Raw genomic sequence first — 23,267 nt, 5'->3', positions numbered from 1 at the left:
GTTGTACGTGCTGATTATACCAATTGGTATGCTGGGACTTTGGTCATGCTGGAACTACATTGAGTTTTCGGACATCCACTTGCTAAACAGACCCCATAAAGCTCTGAATTTTTCTATAGTCAGTAACAATCTGATTACTTATATTACCTGCCTAGGAGCTATTGCTCCTTTTTCATTGGCACTCCTTACCGGTTATTTCTCCAGATATAGACTTGCTACCCTATTAACGCCTTTAATTGCTTTTCTCTTTGTTTTTTTAACAGTGGCAACGGCTAAAAAAAGAATAGACATTTTGATAGCCAATGATATTTTGGCCGTCTTTTTTCTGGTAAACGGTCTGATTATTAGTGGCCTTGTTTTAATGAGTGTCTGGAAAAAGACAACCGTGTCACACAGGCTTGTCACTACAGATTTAATACTATTGCTTTGGATACTGGCGATGGGAGGATTTATTATTCTTTTCGCGCCCTTTATTGCCAGTCGACACGTTCTGTTAATCATTCCTCCGGTATTGTTTCTGGGAGGCCGCTGGCTGGCTCATTTATCCAGTATTAATGCAGCACAAACCCTCCTGGTAGCTGTTACTATCTGCCTGATTCTGGCGATTTCTGATTGGCAATTTGCCAACTTTTACCGTCAGAAAGCAACCGAGGCAGCAGCCGTGTTATCTGGGCAAAAGCGAGTATGGACAGTTGGGCACTGGGGCTGGCAGTGGTACGCCAAACAGCAGGGCTTCCAAGAAGTGCAGGCTGATTCAATTAACCTTCGGCGGGGAGATTATTTGCTGAGACCCACCGGCATTGACAGTCAGCAAATTCCCGCTGATATTCAACTTCAACCCGTTAATTATTTGACAAAACCGGTTAGCTGGCTGACTTTTTTGTCAACGAATTATTATAACAGCTTCTATGGGCAGGGCGTTAGTTGGGCCTTCTCCCGGTTTCCAACTGATACGATAAAGATATACCGGGTTATGGATGTCCCTGTTTCGTATAATCAGCCGACCAAACAAAGTCCCTAATGCGGTCAGAACGGTGCGGCTGCGTGTGAAGCTGATATAGCCAATCCCTGTACACCAACCGATTAAGAAGGAGATTTTATAAAACCTCTCCGTACAAGTCAAACTCTTCGGCCCGGTTGATGCGGACAGTGGCGAAATCACCAATCCGGACGTACTGCCCGCTCACCGGTACAAGTACTTCGTTGTCAACTTCGGGCGAGTCGCCTTCGGTGCGGCCAACAAAATAACCGCCTTCTTTCCGGTCAAACAGTACTTTGTAGGTTTTGCCTACTTTCTGCTGGTTTAGTTCCTGCGAAATTCCCTGTTGTAACTCCATCAGGTCATCAACACGTTCCTGCTTTGTGTCGGCAGGAATATCGTCGGGCATTGAGAATGAGTGCGTGTTATCTTCGTGCGAGTACGTAAAGGCACCCATACGGTCGAAGCGCATCCGCTCTACAAAATCGTACGTTTCCTGAAACATCGCGTAAGTTTCGCCGGGGTGCCCCACAATGAGCGTCGTACGGAGGGTGATGTCGGGTATTTTTTCCCGGATAGTTTCAATCAGGCTTTCAGTTTTCTCGCGGGTAATACCCCGGCGCATAACTTTCAGCAACTCCGTCGAACCGGTTTGCAGGGGCATATCCAGGTACTTACAAACGTTGGGACGGTCGCGCATAACGTCCAGCACATCCAGCGGAAAACCAGACGGGTACGCATATTGCAACCGAATCCAGTCAATGCCTTCTACATCCGCCAGGCGGTTGATAAGGTCTGAAAGATTACGCTTTTTGTACAGGTCCAACCCGTAATACGTCAGGTCCTGAGCAATCAAAATTAATTCTTTAGTGCCACGCCGGGCCAGCGATTTCGCTTCCATCACCAACTCATCCATCGACCTCGATACATGGCCTCCGCGCATGAGCGGAATGGCGCAGAACGAGCAGGGGCGGTCGCAGCCTTCGGCAATTTTAAGGTAAGCGAAGTGAGAAGGCGTGGTGAGTAATCGTTCGCCTACAAGTTCATGCTTGTAATCGGCGCGGAGGGTTTTAAGCAGTCGGGGTAGTTCATTCGTACCGAACCAGGCATCTACGGTCGGCATTTCGACTTCAAGTTCATCCTTGTACCGGTGCGACAGACAACCCGTTACGTACACTTTGTCGACCACACCTGCGTCTTTAGCATCCACATAGCGAAGAATGGTATTGATTGACTCTTCCTTCGCGTTGTCGATAAACCCGCAGGTATTAATCACAACGATGTTGGCATTATCTTTTTTCGATTCATGCGTTACAGCAATGCCATTACCCTTGAGTTGCGTAAACAGCACCTCCGAATCGACCAGATTCTTCGAGCAACCCAGCGTAACGATATTGATTTTATTGGTACGTATTCCTTTGGTTTTCAAGACTAGTTCAGATTTCAGCGCATTAATTTTAATCAACGCTGGTTTTGGTGGTCAAAGTTCAGCGGTCGGCATACTTCCGATTTGAGCAAGCAGCGAATGATACGGAAACTGATACCAAATCGTGGTAACAGGAACGTGAGAGAAGAATTTTATAAGAAACTCGCTCGGGCCAAAGTTGGCGAAATAGCTATTGTTCAGCCAGATAAGCTGACCGTCCGTTTTGTAAAAGCAAAGACAACCGTACCCATTGAGGGGATAACGGGGGTTTCTACTTTCTATCTGATGATGTTCGATACGACTAACTGTCTCGGGTGTTAAAACATCGATTTCTGCTGGTTCCTCCACGGTAATACTGGGCACATACGGGTTGAATGTAACCCATACTCTCCGGGTAATGGTCCAGAATTTCCAGTCGACGTAAAAGTAAAAAACGATGAGGAGGGCAAAGGCGAGAAATATTAACACAAGAGATAAGAGTAGCATCAATATCATAGGTTCCTGCCGCAGTATGACCTTTGCTGTGATGAAAGCAGATGCAAGCATCTGAACGAACATGATGGCGTACAGTACTTTAAGAAACGTGCCGAAGTACTGAGAAACTGAAAAATGGTAAGTACGCGTGCGGTTTTCCGATGATTCTAGGCCATACACGAGTGAATTCTCGCCAACGGTTTCCTCCGTGAAGCGCAACATACGAATGATGAACCAGACGAAAGGAACCCCTACGATGGTTAGCAGGATAAGAAATGTCTCCATAGACTCAAAACACTGCCTGATGGATAATCTCCACGGAAATAGTTTCCTTCTTACCTTTTTTGACTGTTACCGGAAAGATATTGTTTTGCGCATCGAACAGGTTTGCATATAAACCTTTCGGCTCCCGAACCACTACAGAGTATCGACCAGCGGGCAGCGAGACACAAAACTTGCCCGCCTTATGGGATTTGACTGTTTTTACCGGTTTTACCGCTCCAACGGATTCAATGAAACCGTTATCCCCTGCCTCTACCTGGCTCATGTTCAGAAGGGGGAAAATAAGAATTTCACGGTCAACGGGATGCCCTTTCGACGGGGGCGAATCAGGGCTGGGCATGTGGTTTCCCCGCTTTTCCAGCACGGTTCCGCAAATGCCCTGCGTGTTACCAGAACGGGAAACCTTCTGAGCGCAGGCGGTTATGGAAATGGCCAAGATCAACAGGAGAATGACAGATGATTCACGCATCACTTCTTGAAAAACGAATCCACAAACTCCATCTTGTTGAACATTTGCAGGTCGTCTATCTTTTCGCCAACACCAATATACTTGACTGGAATCTTGAACTGATCCGAGATACCAATTACAACACCCCCTTTAGCGGTGCCATCCAGTTTTGTGATGGCAAGGGCAGTTACATCGGTAGCCTTTGTAAACTCCGTTGCCTGAATAAACGCATTCTGCCCCGTTGAGCCATCCAGCACCAGTAATACTTCGTGGGGCGCATCGGGCGTAAATTTCTGCATCACCCGTTTTATTTTGGTCAGCTCATTCATCAGGTTGACTTTAGTATGGAGTCGGCCTGCGGTATCGATAATGACAACATCGGCATTGATTTCAGTCGCTTTCTTTACCGCATCGAAAGCAACTGCCGATGGGTCGGTATTCATCCCGTGCGAAATAACCGGCACTCCTACCCGATTGCCCCACAGGATAAGCTGATCAACGGCAGCGGCACGGAAGGTATCACCCGCTCCCAGTACCACTTTTTTACCCCGCTTGTGAAATTGGGCAGCCAGTTTGCCAATGGTTGTGGTCTTGCCAACTCCATTGACCCCTACAACCATGATAACGTAGGGTTTTATGCCCGCAGGCAAATCGAAGTCATCTCGCTCCGGGTGGTTTCCCGCCGTATTCGTTTCAGAAAGCAGGCCCGCTATTTCCTCCCGCAGTATCCGATCCAGCTCATCGGTGCTTACGTACTTGTCGCGTGCAACGCGCTCTTCAACCCGGCGGATGATTTTAACCGTTGTCTCTACCCCTACATCCGATGAAATCAGGACATTTTCGACTTCGTCGAGTACGTCTTCATCAACGGTCGATTTGCCCGCTACGGCCCGTCCTAGCTTGGAGAAAAAACTGTCTTTCGTTTTCTCCAGTCCTTTATCGAGAGTTTCTTTCTTTTCTTTTGAGAATAAGCCGAATAAAGCCATGTGAAAAGGTAGTGAGTGAGTTAGTAGGTTGGTCAGTCAAAGACCCGGTCGGTAGTGAGTTAGTCAAATGATGAGCAAAAATTAGCTGACTAACTTACCAACGGACCGAGTGTACGATTTCACTAACTGTTTTTCAACAAAAAAAGTCCCACAAAGGGATGTGGGACAAACGTCTTTATGCATGAAACCAGCCCCTAAAATGCGGCTAGCCGGTACAGTTGATGGTAAAAAGACTAGCTTTTCAGCGCGGCTTGTACTTCATCAACTGGCACCATTTCTTCTTTGAACGTATAGGCGCCGGTTTTAGGCGACTTAACGGCTTTAATGATTTTGGCGAATGCCTTGCCGTTGTCCTTTGTTTTCAGGGTAGCAACTACCTTTTTTGCCATGACTTTGTCGGTTTATGGTGTTCGTTTTGTAGTATGTGATCCACGTTGCCGTGGCATTGATCATAGACTAAAAACGAAAACCTATTTGATTTCTTTATGCAGCGTTACTTTCTTAAGGAACGGGTTGTATTTTTTCCGTTCGATACGAGCCGGAGTGTTTTTCCGGTTTTTTGTCGTGATATACCGGGACATGCCGGGAACACCGCTGTCTTTCTGTTCGGTGCATTCCAGAATAACCTGGATTCTATTGGCGCCTTTCTTTGCCATTGCTAAAGTCTGTTTTCTCGATAAGGACCGCAAAGGTACAAAATGCCTTTCATTTAGCCAATAGCTTTATCAGAAAAACTAATGATTTGTAGTGGATTAGATCACAAAAGCCAATACAATTTTGCATTCGGATTGGCTTTTTCGACATTTGGCCCAGCAATGACTACGCAAAAAATTCAATACGACTACGCTCCCGGCCATTTTCGGGCTTCGGAACCGGGTGTTTATAGCCCCACGGACCTTAATGAGGGTGAGATGATCCTGAATATGGGACCGCAACACCCATCCACCCATGGAGTACTGCGTTTTGAGGTGGTTACCGATGGCGAAATTATTGTTGATGTAGTGCCCCACCTGGGTTACCTGCACCGTTGTTTCGAGAAGCACGCTCAGTCACTCCCCTTCAATCAAACAATCCCATTCGTTGACCGGCTCGATTATCTGGCTGCCATGAACAGCGAACACGCGTACGTGATGGGGGTAGAGCGAATGCTGGGTATTGAGAAGGACATACCGAAGCGAACCGAATACATTCGGGTATTGGTGGCAGAACTCAACCGGATTGCCGCTCACTTTGTGGGAATTGGCACGTACGCACTCGACATTGGTGCCTACACGCCTTTTTTATGGCTGATGCGCGACCGGGAGCACATCCAGCGACTATTGGAATGGGTTAGCGGTGCCCGAATGCTATACAATTACATCTGGGTTGGCGGATTGTTTTATGACCTTCCGGTAGGTTTTGAGGAACGGTGCCGGGAGTTTGTTCAGTACCTAAAACCCAAAATGACCGAGTTGCAGCAACTGGTCATTGAAAACGATATATTCATAAAACGAACAGCCAACGTGGGGGTGTTGCCTTTGTCCGTTGCTATCAATTATGGTTGTACCGGCCCCATGTTGCGCGGCTCGGGACTGCGATACGACTTACGCCGGGTAGATGGTTACTCTGTCTATCCCGAACTTGACTTCGATATTCCTATTGGTGAGGGACAGATGGGTACCGTTGGGGATTGCTGGGACCGGAACAACGTGCGTGTTCAGGAATGCCATCAGTCCATACGAATCATTGAACAGTGTCTCGACCAGCTTCTTGGCAATTACCAACGTACACCGGACTATGACCCTCAGGCAATTGTCCCGAAGAAGATACGGCCCAAAGCCATGGATTTTTACGCCCGTGCCGAAAGTGCGAAGGGTGAGTTAGGGTTTTTCTTCCGTACCGATGGCAAATCGGATATACCAGTGCGGTGCAAAGCCCGGTCATGCTGTTTCCACAACCTGTCGGTCATCAGCGAAATCAGCAAAGGAGCCATGCTGGCCGATCTGGTAGCTATTATCGGATCAATTGATGTGGTGATGGGAGAAGTGGACCGTTAATTGATCCGCCAGTATTCATTGACCAGGAAGATTTATGACTCCAATACGAGTATATCTTTAGTATTACGCCCCCACCCATCGTAGTCGAGTCCGTAGCCCAGCACAAACCGGTTTTCAATTTCAAAGCCTACATAGGATAAATCAAGCGGTTTCTTGAGAGCATCCGGCTTAAACAATAAGGTAGTTACAGCCAGAGATGCAGGATTCTGCGCCTGAAGCTGACTGCATACTTCACTAATGGTAAGCCCTGTATCAACAATGTCTTCTACCAGAATCAGGTCTCGCCCGGCAATTGTATCGGTCAAACCCAGAATTTCTTTAACCTGACCGCTCGACTCCGTAGCCGCGTAGGAAGCAACCCGGATAAACGTAATCTCGCACGGAATGGTCAGGTGTTTGACCAGATCTGCGGCAAATATGAATGCGCCGTTCAGGACAATAACAATCAACGGCTGCCTATGGGCGTAATCCTCATTAATCTGACCAGCCAATTCCTGAATGCGGGCCTGAATGACTTCAGCACTAATAAACGGGACAAACGTTTTATCTTTAATGGTTACCATAATGATGTTGGCGGAATCTCAAAGGTACGCGGATGCGCGGGAAGCGGGAAAAAAATTGCCGGAAAAATAAATGTCTGCAAACGGACTTACGTCTGTTTACGTTGATGTACTACTAAAGCTATTTTAACGAATGAAGAAAATATTGTTGACGGTATGCCTGTTAGGACTAGCTATTTTAGCCAAAGCCCAGCTCTATGACCCGTCGGCTTTCGATAAGAAATATGATGGCCTGCTCAAGCACCCCGGCGTTCAGATTGAGTCGGCAGAGGCCATCAACCAGATGTATAATTATAAGTTTTACGAAGCTGACAAAGAATTCCGGTGGTTACGGTTGCGCTATCCGAACCACCCTATGCCCTACTTTTTAATGGGCCTGGCAGAGTGGTGGAAAATTGTTCCGAATACGGATGTTACGGATTACGACGACCGGTGCCTCGCCCTGATGGATACGACCATTACGCTGGCCGAAAAACTGTATGATGACAGCGAAAATAAGCTGGAACCTGCCTTTTTTCTGGCAGCCGCCTATGCCTTCAAAGGACGGTTGTACTCCGAGCGGAAGAAATGGACAAAGGCAACCTTAGCCGGAAAAAACGCCCTTAAATATTTTCAGAAATGTAAAGGCAATTCTGATTTGAACCCTGAACTGCTTTTTGGCGATGGCATGTATAATTACTACGCCCAGTGGATTCCCGAGAATTACCCCTTGCTGAAGCCTGTTTTGATGCTCTTTCCGAAGGGAAACAAAAATGCAGGTATTAAGGAACTGGAGAAAACGGCAAATACGGCTTTTTATACCCGTGTGGAGGCCCGCTACTTTCTGGTCCAGATTTATGGCATGGAGAATCAGTACGACAAAGCGTACGAAATGTCGAAGTATATGACGGAGCAATATCCGGATAATCCTTTTTTTGAGCGCTACTACGCCCGGTCAGCATTCGTAACGGGTCGTTTACCGGAAGCAGAACGCGTTTCCAAAGATATTCTGGCGAAGATTGAACAGGGAAAAACGGGTTATGAAGGAGTTAGTGGCCGAACGGCAGCGTATATTCTGGCTTATACAAACCAGCTATTTTATAAGAATCGACCCGAAGCAAAAATCTATTATCAGAAAGCGATAGATTTTGCCAAACAGACGAACTCCGTGAATACAGGCTACTATTTATCGTCGGTACTGGGATTGGCAAAGATAGCGACGGAGGAAAAGGATTATGATCTTGCTCAAACCTACTTCAACGAGGTGATTGATAAGGGGGAGCGAAAGTCCAGCCAATATAAAGAAGCAAAGAAAGCGATTGACGACGCGAAGAAGGCACGACGGCAGGAGCGAAGAAAACGGGTATAAAGTGAGTTATCAGTTGGTAACAAGCCAACTGATAACTCACTTTCACATCAGGGAATTGGCAACACTTTGCTTTCCTTGAAGGTAGACATGATAACCATCGTCTGTGTGCTGGCCACCTCATCAATTTCGTTGATAACATCCAGCATCAGGGCTTGATACGAAGAGATATCTTTTGCAATTACTTTCAGCAAAAAATCACCGGAGCCAGTGATGTGGTGGCATTCAATGATTTCCGGAATTTGGTTGACTTTCTCCACAAAAGACATGGTTGTATCCTTTTTGTGACCCACAAGCGTAACCATCACAAAGGTTGTAACCCCCAGCCCGATTTTATCCCGGTTGAGCTGCGCATGGTAGCTTTGAATAATGCCCGACGTTTCCAGTTTTTTAACCCGTTCCAGTGTGGGGGCGGGCGAAAGGCCAATTTCTTTAGAAAGTTGTGCGTTGGTGATTTTAGCGTTGGCTTGCAGAATCTCTAAAACATTGCGATCTATCTGATCTAATTTTTGACTCGACATAAAACAGTCAGTTGAAACTTGGTTACAAAACGTCACAAAGCTACTACCTTTTCCAATAGAAAATTCTTAAAAGATATTGATTTTTTGCAAAAATCAAAAGAAATAGAACCAAAACCCCCTTAAATCGGCACAAAATTAAGTAAACCTAGCTGAACACCGAATATGCCTCTATTACCAAATAGTGTGCCGATTAGTTTATATTTCAGGTATACCGGTAAAATTGTTATGCACAGATAATGATTGCTTGTTTTACCTTTTAGGTTGAAGTATGGTTTTTCAGGTTATTTTTTTCGATATATACCCATTGGATAAATGATCGGTTCGTTAGCCAAAAAATCAAAAAACGCCGGACACATCGTTGTTCCGGCGTTTACGCACTCTTATCTTAACTTAAACGCGTTGGGGCGTTTAGAGTAAGGACATGTTTACCAGCGTAATGTTGCAGTTTAGCATCAGTCTTATATGAGAGGTGAAATGTATTGACAAGCGGTTAAGGCACTCATTAATAGCTATGTACACAGTGTCCAAAGCACGTTTGGAAAGGATTGATATACATCCATGAAAAAATTGAACAATTTTGCTAGTTTTGTTGCATACGTCAATTGTCTAAAAATGCGACTAATACCCTGCATTATTAGGTATTATAAGGGACTAGGGTGCAGCGTTTTCTGCTCTTAAACATTAATCTCCATATGGATACAGAATCAACTCTCAATACATATCCCTGGCGACGGTTTTATCCGCAGGGAGTTCCTTACGAGATAAACCCCGATGCCTACTCATCACTGGCAGCATTGCTGGAAGAGGGTTGCCGCCGGTTCACTGACCGCCCTGCCTATGCATGCATGGATAAACAGATTACGTTCGGAGAATTAGACAAATTATCGGCACAGTTCGCGTCTTTTCTGCAAAATGAACTGGGCCTTCGAAAGGGGGACCGGTTGGCTATCCAAATGCCTAATACGCTGCAATATCCGGTAGCCATGTTCGGGGCTTTGCGGGCGGGCCTGGCGGTGGTCAATACGAATCCACTCTATACGCCCCGCGAGATGCAGCACCAGTTTAAAGACTCTGGTGCCAAAGCCGTTGTGATTCTGGCCAATTTTGCCAGCCATCTGGAAAAAATAATTGATCGTACCGATATCCAGCACGTGGTAGTTACCGAGCTGGGTGATTTGCTGGGATTTCCGAAGAAGCAGCTTGTCAACGTAGTTGTCAAATACGTAAAGAAACTGGTTCCTGCTTATAAACTCCCCGATGCTATCTCATTCAATGACGCATTAAGGCGGGGAAATACCCAACCGTTTAGGTCGGTAGAGATTAGCAACACCGATCTTGCTTTTGTGCAATATACGGGTGGCACTACGGGCGTTTCGAAGGGAGCTATGCTAACCCACCGGAACGTTATAGCCAATGTAGAGGGACAGGATTTTTGGATGAAACCCGGTGGCATTCCTGATGGTGAAGGCGTCATTGTGGCAGCCCTTCCCCTCTACCACGTGTATGCCCTGACAACGAATGCGCTGGCAGCCCTCAAAAGCGGTTGGATGAACCTGCTCATCACCAACCCACGCGACCTGAACGCGTTTATCGACGACCTGAAAAAATACAAAATCACGGCCTTTACCGGTGTCAATACGCTGTATAATGGCCTGCTCAATCACCCGCGAATCAGTGAGGTAGATTTTAGCCACCTCAAAGTAACATCGGCCGGTGGTATGGCCTTGCAGACATCCGTGGCCGAACGTTGGGCTAAACTAACCGGTAATACACCCTGTGAAGGCTACGGACTTACCGAAACATCGCCCGTCCTGTCTTCAAACCCCATTGACGGGGGCGTGCGGGTAGGCACGATTGGCATTCCCTGGCCCAGTACCGACATGAAAATTATTCTGGATGACGGAACTGATGCACCCATTGGCGAAGCCGGTGAGATTATAGCGCGGGGTCCACAGGTATTTAAAGGATACTACAATCGCCCCGAAGAAACGGCCAATTCCATGATGGGTGATTGGATTAAAACCGGTGATATTGGCGTGATGAATGAAGACGGCTTTTTCAAGATTGTTGACCGTAAAAAGGATATGATTCTGGTATCCGGTTTCAATGTATACCCGAACGAGGTGGAAGATGTGGTGGCACAATGCCCCGGCGTGCTGGAAGTGGCCTGTATTGGCATTCCCAATGAGAAATCGACCGAGGTAGTGAAGATTTTTGTGGTTCGCAAAGATCCCGCCCTCACGGCAGAAACAATTAAGGATTTTTGCCGCGAAAACCTGACCGCTTACAAAGTACCACGCGAAATCGAATTTCGCGACGAACTGCCAAAATCAAACGTGGGTAAAATCCTGCGTCGGCCCCTGCGGGATGAGGAACTGGCAAAGTTGAAAAAATAACTTTTTATTGGTTACCGGTTCCTGGTGTATATCAGGAACCGGTAACTATTCAGGCTACAATCTTACTGATGGCAAAGGGGTTCGCACTAAGTATGAGCAACTCCTCCTGGAATCCGCGAACCTGTTTCATGAATGAACTAGCTTTCCGGCGCGATACCTCCACCCGGTCGCCATTGACCAGACTTACACTCAGCTGCTGGTTTTCTGGATGAAGCGCTTCCAGGTAGAGCAGATTAATAATGTTTTTTTTGTGCGGCCGTACGAACACTTTATCAGACAGGCGTTCCTCCAGTTTTTTCAGGGTGATGGACACCATCAAATGGCTGCCATCAGAAAAGTGAAACAACGTGTAATTCCCTTCTCCTTCCAATCGTACAATACGGTGCATAGGCATTTTACGGCGGCTCCCTAAAAAGGGAAGGGTCATATCGGGGAGGGCAAATTGACCGGCGAGCTGCTCAACATGGATGGGCGTGAGCGATTGGGTAAGCAGAAATGCTTTCATTGTAGGGTTGAATTAAAGGTGTGAAATAAACAGTCGATACATTGCTATACCTTTCTGTGTCAGCAAGTTTACGCAAAATTTTGCATCCGGCAATTTGTTATTAAAAATAAATTCAATCGTACGACAATAAGTGCATCAAGCTCGTTACAGTCCCATTTTCAACGAGTTGATTTTGTCCACAAAAAAGGCACTGGCGAACTTATTTGGTGTCTTTGACCTTGACAACTCAAGAACAAGCCTCCAATAAATCAGCATGGCAACCCTGCTCGATTTAGTCGGTAATACACCCCTGGTTGAATTGAACCGGCTAAATCCCAATCCAAACGTAAGACTGTACGGCAAGCTCGAAGGAAACAACCCCGGTGGTAGTGTAAAAGACCGGGCCGCAGCCAGTATGATTCAGGGTGCCCTGGCAAGGGGTGAACTGAAACCCGGTATGAAACTGATTGAAGCAACCAGCGGAAATACGGGCATTGCACTGGCGATGATTGCCCGGTTGTACGACATTGCCATTGAATTGGTGATGCCCGAAAACTCGACCCATGAGCGTGTTCTGACGATGGAAGCCTTCGGGGCTAAAGTTACCCTGACCGAAACCATCGAAAAAGCCCGCGATTATGCCGAAGAACAGGTGCAGAAAGGTGGCTTTCTGATGCTAAACCAGTTTGCCAACCCGGATAATTACCTGTCTCACTACCGGACAACAGGCCCCGAAATATGGCGTGATACGGATGGTCAGGTAACTCATTTCGTATCGTCAATGGGCACTACAGGGACCATTATGGGCACTTCCCGTTATTTGAAGGAACAAAACCCCGATGTGCAGATTGTGGGTTGCCAGCCGACCGATGGGTCGTCTATTCCGGGTATTCGAAAGTGGCCCGTTGAGTATCTGCCCAAAATTTTTGAGCCTCAGCGAGTCGACCGGGTTATGGAAGTATCTGCCCAGGAGGCAACGATGATGACCCGTAAACTGGCCGGCGTTGAAGGCGTTTTTGCCGGTATGAGCAGCGGGGGAGCGGTACACGCAGCCGTTCGGTTAGCGCAGGAACTGGAGTCGGGCGTGATCGTTTGCATTATCTGCGACCGGGGTGATCGGTATTTATCCTCTGACCTGTTTGCTTAACCTATTCTCTATCGGACAAAGTTGATAGGACACGCAAGACTTGCGTACTTTTGCCCGTATGTACAAGCGCATTATTCTTCCCATTTTGTTTCGTTTTGATGCGGAGACCATTCACCATACGGTTACGACAGTACTCAAGCTAGCCCTTTCTATTCCGGGTGTTTCTACCCTTTGCCAGAAACTTTACGTTATAAATGACCCACGACTGGCCCGAACCGTATTTGGGCTTACGTTTCCCAATCCGGTTGGTATGGCGGCCGGGTTCGACAAAAACGCAGAGATGGTTAGCGAGTTGAGCGATTTGGGGTTTGGATTTGTTGAAATCGGTACCGTTACACCCCGCCCGCAACCCGGCAACCCCCGCCCCCGTCTTTTTCGCCTGAAAGCCGATGGCGGTCTTATCAACCGGATGGGATTTAATAATAAGGGCGTTAGTGTGGCTACGGCAAAGCTTCAGTATTTCGGGAAAAATAAAGGGGAACGACGCGTTATTGTGGGGGGCAATATTGGCAAAAATAAAGACACGCCCAATGAGGACGCGCTGACAGATTACCTGATTAGCTTCCGCGAATTATTTGCTGCTGTAGACTATTTTGTGGTCAATGTCAGCTCACCCAACACGCCCGGTCTGCGCGATTTGCAGGAACGGGAACCCCTCACGAAAATACTAACGGCACTACAGCAGGAAAATAACCGGCAATCCATTCCTAAACCGATATTATTAAAAATTGCGCCTGACCTGACCAATGGTCAACTGGACGATATTGTGGGTATTGTAGCCGAAACCAAAATTTCGGGCGTAGTAGCCACAAACACAACCATTAGCCGCGACCGGCTCCTAACCGATTCGGATACAGTTTCTCAACTGGGAGCGGGTGGCGTAAGCGGTCGCCCGTTGCGTGATCGGTCAACCGAAGTAATTCGTTATCTGCATCAACAATCCGGGGGTGCTTTTCCCATTATTGGTGTGGGCGGCATTTTCTCACCCGAAGATGCTCAGGAGAAATTACGTGCCGGGGCCAGCCTGGTGCAGGTTTACACGAGTTTTATCTACGAAGGACCTGGCCTGGCCAAACGTATCAATCAGAAACTACTCCAGGATTTATAGAACCGGGTCTCTTTCCGTGTACTGTATTATCACTAAATAGCAGTGGGTAAAATTCCCGTTGGGTAAAAAGGCGCAATATTTTTCAATTCGTCACGCTTATTCGTCAAAAAGTGGGAAATTTACCTACTGCTATAGTCCTTAACCCTACGCATGGCCCAACCAACCACTTCTCCGCGACAGAATACACTCCGACGTCCGGCTGACCGTAATGAGCCTCGCCCCCGCGTACCGAATGGCAAAACTGCCAGCCCTACCCGCAGGGATTCGTATAACTGGGGGGCAGCACTCGACCGCTGGTTTACCGACCAACGCTCAACACTTACATTCGGCGTTTTGCTAATGGGTCTGGCCATAGGACTATTAGTCGCTTTCGTATCCTACCTGCTCAACGGCTCCGCCGACCAGAGTGTGGTAGGGGCCGCCTTTTCGGCACCCCTGGTTGAATCAGCCAGCGAAACCCGCAACTGGGTTGGTCTGGTTGGTGCCTACATTGCCCATGCGTTCGTGTTTCGCTGGTTTGGAGTAGGTGCCCTCGCGTTGCCCTTTATTGTTTTTCTGGCTGGTTATAAATTAACCTTTGGCGTGGAGTTGTTACCCCTCAGCCGCACTACCACAGCCTTATTGTTTATGGCCATTTGGCTGAGCCTGTTTTTAGGATACATAGTGTTGGTTACCGATTCTGCCGCTACCGCCAGTGTATGGTGCGGGGGTATTGGTTACGAAACCAATGTGACGCTATATAGCCTGTTTGGCTGGGGTAATTTAGCATTCATCACTTTTTTGCTATTCTTCTTCATCGTTTACTTTTTCAATGTGCGGCAGATAAAGCTGCCGGATTTATCGCTCCCCACTCAGCCACGGCCCCGCAGTTACAGTAGCGACCCGCTACAAACGTACGAGGAAAGCGAACTTGAGCCGGATGAGGATAGCGAATTTGACCCACAGGACACCTCACCGGAAACGCATAGCCACGCAGTTGCCAGACCGGCTACCCCTTATTCCAATGATACCGTCCAGCCCGATGTGGTGGAGCCCGAGTCCCCGCAGCCCGAAGCAGCAAATAAACCCACGGGCGTTACGCTGACTATCAAAAACAGGGAAGCCGTAGCGGATGACCCAATTGATACCGACGAACTTAGTGCCGTACCAGCCCCTACCTTCGAACCTGACCCGTTTGAGGAAGACGACTTGGTTTCGGTTCATGGTTTGTACGACCCGACGCTCGACTTACCGCAGTACCAATACCCAACCAATGATCTGCTGACCGACTACCAGAACAGCCGGAAAGCGCAGGTATCTGACGATGAGCTGACGGTTAACAAAGAGCGAATCGAGAGTACACTCCGTAACTTTGGCATTGAAATAGACTCCATTCAGGCATCTATCGGCCCCACGGTTACGCTGTATGAAATTGTTCCGGCGAAGGGGGTCCGGATTTCCAAAATCAAAAGCCTGGAAGACGATATTGCCCTGAGCCTGTCCGCCCTGGGTATTCGTATCATTGCCCCCATGCCGGGTATGGGAACTATTGGTATCGAAGTACCGAACAAGAACCGGGAAATGGTTTCGATGCGGTCGATGATTACCAGCGACGTGTTCAGCAACAGCAAATTTGATTTACCGATTGTGCTGGGCAAGACCATCTCGAACGAAATTTATGTAGCCGACCTGGCCAAAATGCCCCACCTGCTCATGGCGGGTGCTACTGGTCAGGGCAAATCCGTGGGATTGAATGTGCTGCTTACTTCGTTGATTTATAAAAAGCACCCTTCGCAACTGAAACTGGTGCTGGTTGATCCAAAAAAAGTAGAGTTGACCCTGTTCAATAAACTGGAACGCCATTTTCTGGCTAAACTTCCCGATTCCGAAGAGCCGATTATCACGGATACGAAGAAGGTGGTCAACACGCTCAATTCGCTTTGTATCGAAATGGACAATCGCTATAACCTGCTGAAGGATGGCGGCTGCCGAAATCTGAAGGAATACAACGCAAAGTTTGTCAAACGCCGGTTAAACCCCGAAAAGGGCCACCGGTTCCTGCCCTATATCGTTCTCATTATCGACGAATTAGCCGACCTGATGATGACTGCCGGGAAGGAAGTAGAGCAGCCCATTGCCCGGTTAGCTCAGTTGGCACGGGCCATTGGTATTCACCTGGTTGTAGCTACGCAACGCCCCTCTGTAAACGTTATTACCGGTCTGATAAAGGCCAACTTCCCGGCCCGTCTGTCGTTTAAGGTGACCTCCAAAATAGACTCCCGCACCATCCTGGACACGGGCGGGGCTGAGCAACTGGTAGGCATGGGTGATATGCTGCTGTCGTCAAACTCCGATATTATCCGGCTGCAATGTCCGTTTGTGGATACGAACGAAATAGAAGACCTGTGCGAGTTTGTTGGCAACCAGCGCGGCTACGACGATGCCTACGCGCTGCCCGAGTTCGTTGGCGATGATGGTGGTCAGAGCGACGACAAAGATGTGGACCTCGACAACCGCGATCCTATGTTTGACGAAGCCGCCCGGCTCATCGTCATTCACCAACAGGGTAGTACGTCGCTTATTCAGCGTAAACTCAAACTCGGCTACAACCGTGCCGGGCGACTAATCGACCAGTTGGAAGCGGCTAAAATCGTTGGCCCGTTTGAAGGTAGTAAAGCCCGGGAGGTGCTGGTTCAGGATCTACAGCATTTGGAAGAAATCCTGAAACGACTTAAAGGCGAGTAGCTCTCTGACTCATATCACCCGAAACAATTCAGGCCCGAAACGGATTAAACGTTTCGGGCCTGAATGCTGTCTAATAGGTATACATAAACCTGCACAGAAAAGTAAAAAGGATAAAAAATGAAAAAATTAGCATGGATATTAAGCCTGACGTTGTTTGCTGTACTACCAGCCGTAGCGCAAAAAGACAAACGGGCACAGACTATTTTAGATGCGATGAGTGGTCGCTATAAATCCCTCAACTCCTACCAGGCCTCATTCACCTACGGCGGTGCAGGAGGATCCGAAAAGGGTGATTTGACCGTAAAAGATGATAAGTTCAGGCTAGCGGTAGGTGGACAGGAAGTTTATAATGATGGCAAGACCATGTCGACCTACATGAGGGAATCAAACGAAGTGAACGTTCAGGATTACGATGCCAATAGCAGCGGTGAGCTAAACCCTACGCAGATCTATTCCCTCTATAAGAAGGGCTACAATTACCGTTTCCTGAAAGAACAAAAGCAGGGTAAGCGTACGCTGGAAGTAATCGAGTTAACGCCTACACAAACAAAAAACGCTGTTTCTAACGTGCAGATTTCGGTTGACAAAGCCGACAAATCTATCCGTAATTGGGTGATAACGAATAAGGATGGCAAAAAAACGTCGTATACCATCACGAAATTCACGCCGAACGTAAAGGTCTCTGATTCTTACTTCGTTTTCGACAATTCGAAGCATCCAGGTGTTGAAGTCGTGGACTTGCGCTAGAATTATAAACGGATAGCATAGAAAAAGGGTCGGCCTGTCCAGTGATGGACAGGCCGACCCTTTTTTATTGACTATTACTGGTCGGTGCTTACTCCCGAATCACTTTCAGAGTCACCGCCTGCTGACCCTGGCTCACCCGCAACAGGTACAACCCACGACCCGGCTGAGCGAACCGTACCGACTCCTGATGATCGTCACTGACCACCTCAACCAGACGATTTATCACCGAATGACCACTCACATCACTCAACTCCAGACGAACCGTCTGACCCTGCAACCCTTCCAGACGAAGCCGGAACTCATCCGATACCGGGTTGGGCAGAATCGTAGCTTTCAGTTTGCCCCTCAGCTCCGAGCCAGTACCCACCCGCGCACTGCCCGGAGTACCGCCATTGCAGGCCACCAGCCAGTTGTAGGAGAAGCTCGCTTCCCCGGGGGTGCCACTCTGGGTGGCCTTCAGGGTAATAACCGGGTTATCGGTGTAAACCCGCAACGTGTAGGGACCCGGAGCGGTGGTGGGCAGCATTTCATTGACCACCGAGAAACTGATTGGCTGGCCATTCACACCGCTGTATTCCGGGTTAAAGGTCAGCAGCCGTGCTCCAGCCGACACGGGGCTACAACTCACCGTAGTTACCCCCGTGATAGAAAACGGACCTGAGGTTGGTGGTGTGGGGGGCGGTGTGGTACTGCCACCACAGGCCACCAGCCAGTTGTAGACGAAACTGGCTTCGCCCGGAGTGCCCGTCTGGGTAGCTTTCAGGGTGATGGTGGGGTTATCGATGTACAGGTTGAGGGTGTATGGGCCCGGAGCGGTGGTGGGCAGCATTTCATTGACCACCGAGAAACTCACCGGCTGGCCATTCAGTCCGCTGTACTGGGGCGTGAAGGTGAGTGTGCGCAGGCCAGCCGATACCGTAGCACAGCTTACCGTCGTTACCCCTGTAATACTAAAGGTGCTGGTAATAGTCTGTAAAGCCTGCAAAGCCTTGTCAGCCTGGATAAAGCCGTAGCCAGTGCCAAAGTCAAAGCCCGTATCGAAGCCCGCCGTGACGGGGTCATCCATGTCCAGAGCAGTATTTTCCAGCGTCGACAAAATGGCCGCCGATGTGATACCTGGCACTTTCTGTTTCATCAAGGCTGCCACAGCCGCTGCGTGAGGAGCCGCTGCCGACGTACCGAAAAAGTTCGGGAACGCATCGGTATCCCTGTTGGTATCTGACCCAAAGAATGTTGTATTACCGCCATCCACACTGGTAATCTCCGGTTTTTGGCGCGTAACAGGTGCCCCAAGACGCGCACCCGAAGTAGTGAAATAGATGGGCGTACCACCGGCCGATGAAAAACCCTCAACTGTAGCCGTTGTAGCACCATTATAAGCAGGTGTGTTGTAGAACGCAGCCGCTCCTACACTGATACAGCGACTTGAATTGGTATGCCCTACCGCCGTTGAGCTTTTCGTGTCGTATTCGATGGTTGTCGTGACACCGTTACCGAAATAGACCCATTTTACGATATTTGGATCAGGCCCGGCGTATTTGGCCAGTACCAACTCAATCGTAACGTCTGCACCAGGGTTCCTTATAGCAATAATCTCTAAAGGATCTCCTCCCAGGTTATCGGAAGTTCCCGAAAGGTTGCCACGATAAGTTCCACCAATATAAACGAGTATATCCATATCGGTTTGAGCACCAGCCCCACCGCTAACGGAGAAGAACGGATCATCCCACTGGAACGAAATAATGGTTGTGCGGTTACCACCACGCAGTAAGAAGGATTGACGGATATCGCCACTACCAAAGTTATGCGCCGATACGTAGCCTGGCGGAAGTGTAACCGAGGCTGGAAGCGTATTGGCAGGAATGGGATTATAGGCCTTCTCGTATGAAGTCCGCGCGTTATTACCCGCCGATGAGAAGTAAGTGACCCCACCGTTATTCACCACATCATCGATAGCCTGGGCAATGGGCCCATCCTGAAAAAATGGCTCGGCGAAATACAAAACATCATCCGTAATAATTTTACAACCGGCTGTGGCTAAGTCCCGAATTCCTTTGGCAAAATCAAGTTGATTAACAAACGCCGTATAAAACGCCAGTGGAGAACCAGGAGCCACGTCATGAATTAACTCGGCCATACCACGTCCCTCGTCAGAACCCCCACTCGGCATATCTTTCAGCACCTGCACGTTCGGCGGTAAATCGCCCGAAGCAACACCGGCAGGGGCACCACCCAGATTATTATATGAATCCGACAGGACACCTACCTTAACCCCTGTTCCGTCTACACTATACGTTGTACGGGCTACGTAGGACCGTAATGACGTATCGCCCTGCGATGTTACAGCACCAACGCTATGGATGGGCTGATAAGACGGGCGGACAAATTTCAGGGATGATACATTCTTTAACTCGTCGAGTTTATCAATAGGTAGATACCCCGATACGCGTTGCTGAGAAATAATCCCATCGCGGAGTCCCATCGCCTGTAAAGTCTGCAGAAGTGCCTGCCCCTCACTTTCCGAATTGGCCACCGCATCGATAGCAATTGAATTACCGGAGGTTACAAACAGGTTATCCCGCTGTAGACCAGCGATAGGTGCCTGCTGGACAATCCCCCCGTTGGAAATAACGGTTAACAGGTCGCTGGAAACTTTGGCCTCTCTTGCCTGTTGCTTCAGGCCGTCTACGGTTTGCGCATTAATGGCAAACGGTGTTATTAGTAGAGCCAGCGCAAGCATTGAACTAACTCTAAACCTTCGTAAATTTTTAATCATGAGAATTGAAATGGGTTAATTTGTGATAAAATAGAGAAACACAGCCAGTACCCTTTGTATACCATAGTTATAGTACATATTACTAATAGTATATATATTGAATTGGATTACTGGCTATGGCGTAAGAAAAAGAAAAATTCAATACTATACTCAATAGCTTCCTGAATTTTTACTGAATGGGCAAATCTATTTTGCTAACTCATTAAAAGTCCTGTGTTTTACGCTGTTTGGGGCTAACAAATTTTTTCACCGAAGGACAAATCTCCCGAATCACCGAGACCAGGAACAATGTAGAAATGGTCATCAAGGTAATCGTCAACAGCACCCAGCCACAGATGGCATTGCGGTAGTTGTTGCTGTATATGCCGGACCCCTTCCGGGCTGGCAATAATGGCGGCAATATGCGTTTGGGACGGAATACCATACTGGAGCAGTGCATGGTACACTTTTTCGAGGGAACGGCCCGTTGCCAGCATGGGGTCGCAGAGAATCAGCGCTTTTCCGCTTAAATCAGGGCACGCCATGTAGTCCATCGAAATTTCGAACTCCTCACTACCGGCCGCCGATTGTCCACGATAGGCACCAGCAAACGCACTCTCCGCCTGATCGAAATAATTGGCAAATCCCTGATGGAATGGCAATCCGGCCCGTAATATAGTGGCCAGTACCGGCTGCTGCCGGAGTACCTGCGTACGGCATATCCCCAGTGGCGTTTGTACGTCGATGGAATGATACGGCAATACTTTCGAGATTTCATACGCCATCAGTTCGCCCAGCCGCTCCAGATTTCGGCGAAACCGGAGCCTGTCCTGCTGAATCGATACATTTCGCAGTTCGGCGATGAACTGATTGGCCACCGAGGGCTGTTGCGAGAAAACAAACATAGTTTGTGGGTGTCTTTCGCCGTAAATTAGCCGCAAGGTTGGCGTATATCCAAACCAAATAACTAATTTGAGCGGTCAATAGCGGCCCAATCGTTATAAATAAGCTCAACAGCCAGTAAGTTACATGCGTAGCACCGTTTACGTTTTCTGTTTTTTTTTACTCTCTTTGTGTGTCCGGGCCCAGAGCCCATTTGTACCACTCAACGCTGATTATTACCACCTCATTGACCGGCTGGAAATCCGGCAAAACAGCTGGGCCAAAGGTTTTCACAGCTCCGTAAAGCCTTATAATCGGGAAAGTATTATTCAGTTGGTTGATAGTATAGAGGCTAACCCTGGCCGTGACCTTTCCGACTCCGACTATTTCAATTTCGATTACCTTCGCAATGACAGTTGGGAGTGGGTATCCAACTACGATTCGTTACAGAAAAACCCATTTACCCGCAGTTCAGACGTAGCCCCATCCATCTGGGAAAGTGGGAAGCCACTGCTAAAGCATTTCTATAAAAAGAAAGCAGATTTCTACAGCTTACAAACCCCGGATTTTGATTTGCACGTTAATCCAGCGTTCTATTTTGGCGTGGGGGTCGACAATACATCCGGCCAGTCGGATGTGCTGACCAATAACCGGCAATTACTTTTTGTTAACAGCCGGGGGCTGGAGGTCCGGGGAACGATTGGTAAAAAACTGGGCTTTTACACGTTCTTCTCCGACAATCAGGCTATTTACCCCGAATACATACAGCAATATGGTCAAACGTATGGCCAAAAAAGCGATCAACTGGTTGCGGCTCCGGGCCAGAGCTTTGTAAAACCGTTTCGCAACAACGGTGTCGATTTCCTGTCGGCAAGGGGATACATTACGTTCAATGCCCTCAAGATTATCAACGTACAATTTGGGCACGACCGCAATTTTTTCGGAAACGGATTCCGGTCACTTTTCCTGTCGGATAACAGCCCCCCACACCTATTTATGAAGTTCTCCACGCGCTTAGGGAGCCGGATTCAATATACCAACCTGTTTACACAGCTCCAAAATACCCAGGCTCCCCTACCGACGGGGGTCAGACTCATTCCGCCCAAGTTTGCGGCTATGCACCACCTGAGCGTTAACATAACCGACAATATCAATCTGGGCGTGTTTGAAGCGGAAGTGTTTAGCCGCGACCGACTGGACCTTAACTACCTGAATCCCATTATTTTATACCGTTACGTAGAGTCGAGTGTGGGCAGTAGTGATAACGCGTTTATTGGGATCGACCTGAAAGCTAATTTCTTATCGCAGTTCATGGTGTACACCCAGTTCATGCTGGACGAATTCCGACTAAGGCCCTTACTGCGTGGCACAGGCGACTGGACTAATAAGTTTGCCTTTCAGCTTGGCGGCAAATACATCGATGCGTTTCAGGTGCCTAACCTGGATTTGCAACTCGAACTCAATCTGGCCCGCCCGTACACGTACTCGCACGAAGCCTCGGCAACGGTTAGTGCCGGTCAAACCAACTACGCCCATTTTAGCCAGCCATTGGCCCACCCACTGGGTAGTAATTTTGCCGAAGGGCTGGGCATTGTCCGGTATCAGCGAAAGCGTTTGTCGGGTAATCTTATTGCCGGGGTCATGATGTACGGCACCGATCCGGCGGCTGATATTAATTACGGCGGTAATATCCTGAAGGATTATACGTACCGCTTTCGTAACGAAGGAAATTTTATTGGACAGGGACGAAAAACCGTTGTGACCTACGCTGATTTACGCGCTTCTTACATGATTCGGCACAACATATTTCTGGAAAGTCGTTTCCTGTACCGGTTTCAGGACAGCCAGTTTCGCCCTAACAGTTATTCCGAACAAGTCGCTAGCTTTGCCCTGCGTTGGAATATGCCTTACCAGAACTGGGTATTTTAACACGCCACGCCTTACCGATTTTCTACTTTACTACGTCA

Annotated in this window: 20 protein-coding genes; 9 read left to right on the top strand and 11 right to left on the bottom strand. The window is 48.3% G+C overall.

The features are described from left to right. Position 1: 1 nt before the first annotated feature. On the top strand, positions 2-1,021 hold the full coding sequence (locus tag B156_RS32045) for a hypothetical protein (RefSeq protein ID WP_245563688.1): 1,020 nt from the start codon (positions 2-4) through the stop codon (positions 1,019-1,021). 76 nt (positions 1,022-1,097) lie between these two features. Here the strand turns inward: B156_RS32045 and rimO are convergent, their stop codons facing one another. The 6 genes from rimO to rpmG form a co-directional block, all read right to left on the bottom strand. After that, the gene (gene rimO, locus B156_RS0101935; RefSeq protein WP_026260538.1) at positions 1,098-2,408 is read right to left on the bottom strand and encodes a 30S ribosomal protein S12 methylthiotransferase RimO; all 1,311 of its coding nucleotides are present in this window, start codon (positions 2,406-2,408) and stop codon (positions 1,098-1,100) included. Between the two features lie 51 nt (positions 2,409-2,459). Then, positions 2,460-3,164 carry a PH domain-containing protein gene (locus B156_RS0101930; RefSeq protein WP_018617922.1) on the bottom strand — a complete coding sequence of 235 codons (705 nt, stop codon included), beginning with the start codon at positions 3,162-3,164 and terminating at the stop codon, positions 2,460-2,462. A 4-nt stretch (positions 3,165-3,168) separates the two neighbouring features. Next, positions 3,169-3,597, bottom strand: a complete 429-nt coding sequence (locus B156_RS0101925) for a hypothetical protein (protein ID WP_245563666.1) — start codon at positions 3,595-3,597, stop codon at positions 3,169-3,171. A gap of 32 nt (positions 3,598-3,629) precedes the next feature. After that, a complete protein-coding gene (gene ftsY, locus B156_RS0101920; protein ID WP_018617920.1) occupies positions 3,630-4,595 on the bottom strand; it encodes a signal recognition particle-docking protein FtsY in 966 nt (321 codons plus the stop codon). A gap of 233 nt (positions 4,596-4,828) precedes the next feature. Continuing rightward, positions 4,829-4,984, bottom strand: coding sequence for a DUF4295 domain-containing protein (locus tag B156_RS30680; RefSeq protein ID WP_012929818.1), 156 nt, complete (start codon positions 4,982-4,984; stop codon positions 4,829-4,831). Between the two features lie 81 nt (positions 4,985-5,065). Further along, positions 5,066-5,251: a 50S ribosomal protein L33 gene (gene rpmG, locus B156_RS0101910; protein ID WP_012929817.1), complete on the bottom strand. Its 186-nt coding sequence runs from the start codon at positions 5,249-5,251 to the stop codon at positions 5,066-5,068. Between the two features lie 159 nt (positions 5,252-5,410). Between rpmG and B156_RS0101905 the strand changes: the two genes are divergently transcribed. Continuing rightward, positions 5,411-6,631: an NADH-quinone oxidoreductase subunit D gene (locus B156_RS0101905; RefSeq protein WP_018617919.1), complete on the top strand. Its 1,221-nt coding sequence runs from the start codon at positions 5,411-5,413 to the stop codon at positions 6,629-6,631. Positions 6,632-6,663: 32 nt separating this feature from the next. Here B156_RS0101905 and hpt read toward each other — a convergent pair whose 3' ends face one another. Next, positions 6,664-7,194 carry a hypoxanthine phosphoribosyltransferase gene (gene hpt, locus B156_RS0101900; RefSeq protein ID WP_018617918.1) on the bottom strand — a complete coding sequence of 177 codons (531 nt, stop codon included), beginning with the start codon at positions 7,192-7,194 and terminating at the stop codon, positions 6,664-6,666. 130 nt (positions 7,195-7,324) lie between these two features. Here hpt and B156_RS0101895 point away from each other — a divergent pair, with 130 nt between their 5' ends. Next, complete coding sequence (locus tag B156_RS0101895) at positions 7,325-8,539, top strand: tetratricopeptide repeat protein (protein ID WP_018617917.1); 1,215 nt, start codon at positions 7,325-7,327, stop codon at positions 8,537-8,539. Between the two features lie 47 nt (positions 8,540-8,586). Here B156_RS0101895 and B156_RS0101890 read toward each other — a convergent pair whose 3' ends face one another. Further along, positions 8,587-9,057 (bottom strand): Lrp/AsnC family transcriptional regulator, encoded by a 471-nt coding sequence (locus B156_RS0101890; RefSeq protein WP_018617916.1) that lies wholly within the window; start codon positions 9,055-9,057, stop codon positions 8,587-8,589. 692 nt (positions 9,058-9,749) lie between these two features. On the opposite strand from B156_RS0101890, the gene B156_RS0101885 reads away from it, so the two are divergent. After that, the gene (locus tag B156_RS0101885) at positions 9,750-11,453 is read left to right on the top strand and encodes an AMP-binding protein (protein WP_018617915.1); all 1,704 of its coding nucleotides are present in this window, start codon (positions 9,750-9,752) and stop codon (positions 11,451-11,453) included. A gap of 49 nt (positions 11,454-11,502) precedes the next feature. On the opposite strand, the gene B156_RS0101880 is transcribed toward B156_RS0101885, so the two are convergent. Further along, positions 11,503-11,958, bottom strand: a complete 456-nt coding sequence (locus B156_RS0101880) for a LytR/AlgR family response regulator transcription factor (protein WP_018617914.1) — start codon at positions 11,956-11,958, stop codon at positions 11,503-11,505. A gap of 253 nt (positions 11,959-12,211) precedes the next feature. Here B156_RS0101880 and cysM point away from each other — a divergent pair, with 253 nt between their 5' ends. The 4 genes from cysM (at position 12,212) to lolA1 (ending at position 17,663) form a co-directional block, all read left to right on the top strand. Further along, positions 12,212-13,084, top strand: coding sequence for a cysteine synthase CysM (gene cysM / locus B156_RS0101870; RefSeq protein WP_018617912.1), 873 nt, complete (start codon positions 12,212-12,214; stop codon positions 13,082-13,084). A 58-nt stretch (positions 13,085-13,142) separates the two neighbouring features. After that, complete coding sequence (locus B156_RS0101865) at positions 13,143-14,192, top strand: quinone-dependent dihydroorotate dehydrogenase (protein WP_018617911.1); 1,050 nt, start codon at positions 13,143-13,145, stop codon at positions 14,190-14,192. Between the two features lie 150 nt (positions 14,193-14,342). Then, a complete protein-coding gene (locus B156_RS0101860) occupies positions 14,343-16,916 on the top strand; it encodes an FtsK/SpoIIIE family DNA translocase (RefSeq protein WP_018617910.1) in 2,574 nt (857 codons plus the stop codon). Between the two features lie 117 nt (positions 16,917-17,033). Beyond that, complete coding sequence (gene lolA1, locus B156_RS0101855) at positions 17,034-17,663, top strand: outer membrane lipoprotein periplasmic chaperone LolA1 (protein ID WP_018617909.1); 630 nt, start codon at positions 17,034-17,036, stop codon at positions 17,661-17,663. 88 nt (positions 17,664-17,751) lie between these two features. Here the strand turns inward: lolA1 and B156_RS0101850 are convergent, their stop codons facing one another. Together B156_RS0101850 and upp are read right to left on the bottom strand one after the other, a co-directional pair. Beyond that, positions 17,752-20,403 (bottom strand): S8 family serine peptidase, encoded by a 2,652-nt coding sequence (locus B156_RS0101850; protein WP_018617908.1) that lies wholly within the window; start codon positions 20,401-20,403, stop codon positions 17,752-17,754. A 269-nt stretch (positions 20,404-20,672) separates the two neighbouring features. Next, a complete protein-coding gene (gene upp / locus B156_RS0101845) occupies positions 20,673-21,323 on the bottom strand; it encodes a uracil phosphoribosyltransferase (protein ID WP_018617907.1) in 651 nt (216 codons plus the stop codon). Between the two features lie 124 nt (positions 21,324-21,447). Between upp and B156_RS0101840 the strand changes: the two genes are divergently transcribed. After that, entirely contained in the window at positions 21,448-23,229 is a 1,782-nt protein-coding gene (locus B156_RS0101840; protein ID WP_018617906.1) for a hypothetical protein, read from the top strand. Positions 23,230-23,267 lie beyond the last annotated feature (38 nt).

The sequence above is a fragment of the Spirosoma luteum DSM 19990 genome (genome assembly GCF_000374065.1).
GTDB classification, from domain to species: Bacteria; Bacteroidota; Bacteroidia; order Cytophagales; family Spirosomataceae; genus Spirosoma; species Spirosoma luteum.
The sequence above is the reverse complement of the archived record's forward strand: the minus strand, read 5'-3'. Positions and strand labels throughout refer to the sequence as shown.

Bases quoted from the DNA above. Each gene is read 5' to 3' on its own strand.
- B156_RS0101880 (WP_018617914.1), bottom strand. From the start codon at position 11,958: ATGAAAGCATTTCTGCTTACCCAATCGCTCACGCCCATCCATGTTGAG.
- B156_RS30680 (WP_012929818.1), bottom strand. From the start codon at position 4,984: ATGGCAAAAAAGGTAGTTGCTACCCTGAAAACAAAGGACAACGGCAAG.
- upp (WP_018617907.1), bottom strand. From the start codon at position 21,323: ATGTTTGTTTTCTCGCAACAGCCCTCGGTGGCCAATCAGTTCATCGCC.
- cysM (WP_018617912.1), top strand. From the start codon at position 12,212: ATGGCAACCCTGCTCGATTTAGTCGGTAATACACCCCTGGTTGAATTG.
- B156_RS0101930 (WP_018617922.1), bottom strand. From the start codon at position 3,164: ATGGAGACATTTCTTATCCTGCTAACCATCGTAGGGGTTCCTTTCGTC.
- B156_RS0101840 (WP_018617906.1), top strand. From the start codon at position 21,448: ATGCGTAGCACCGTTTACGTTTTCTGTTTTTTTTTACTCTCTTTGTGT.
- hpt (WP_018617918.1), bottom strand. From the start codon at position 7,194: ATGGTAACCATTAAAGATAAAACGTTTGTCCCGTTTATTAGTGCTGAA.
- ftsY (WP_018617920.1), bottom strand. From the start codon at position 4,595: ATGGCTTTATTCGGCTTATTCTCAAAAGAAAAGAAAGAAACTCTCGAT.
- B156_RS0101860 (WP_018617910.1), top strand. From the start codon at position 14,343: ATGGCCCAACCAACCACTTCTCCGCGACAGAATACACTCCGACGTCCG.
- B156_RS0101885 (WP_018617915.1), top strand. From the start codon at position 9,750: ATGGATACAGAATCAACTCTCAATACATATCCCTGGCGACGGTTTTAT.
- lolA1 (WP_018617909.1), top strand. From the start codon at position 17,034: ATGAAAAAATTAGCATGGATATTAAGCCTGACGTTGTTTGCTGTACTA.
- B156_RS0101895 (WP_018617917.1), top strand. From the start codon at position 7,325: ATGAAGAAAATATTGTTGACGGTATGCCTGTTAGGACTAGCTATTTTA.
- B156_RS0101865 (WP_018617911.1), top strand. From the start codon at position 13,143: ATGTACAAGCGCATTATTCTTCCCATTTTGTTTCGTTTTGATGCGGAG.
- B156_RS0101890 (WP_018617916.1), bottom strand. From the start codon at position 9,057: ATGTCGAGTCAAAAATTAGATCAGATAGATCGCAATGTTTTAGAGATT.
- B156_RS0101850 (WP_018617908.1), bottom strand. From the start codon at position 20,403: ATGCTTGCGCTGGCTCTACTAATAACACCGTTTGCCATTAATGCGCAA.
- rpmG (WP_012929817.1), bottom strand. From the start codon at position 5,251: ATGGCAAAGAAAGGCGCCAATAGAATCCAGGTTATTCTGGAATGCACC.
- B156_RS0101905 (WP_018617919.1), top strand. From the start codon at position 5,411: ATGACTACGCAAAAAATTCAATACGACTACGCTCCCGGCCATTTTCGG.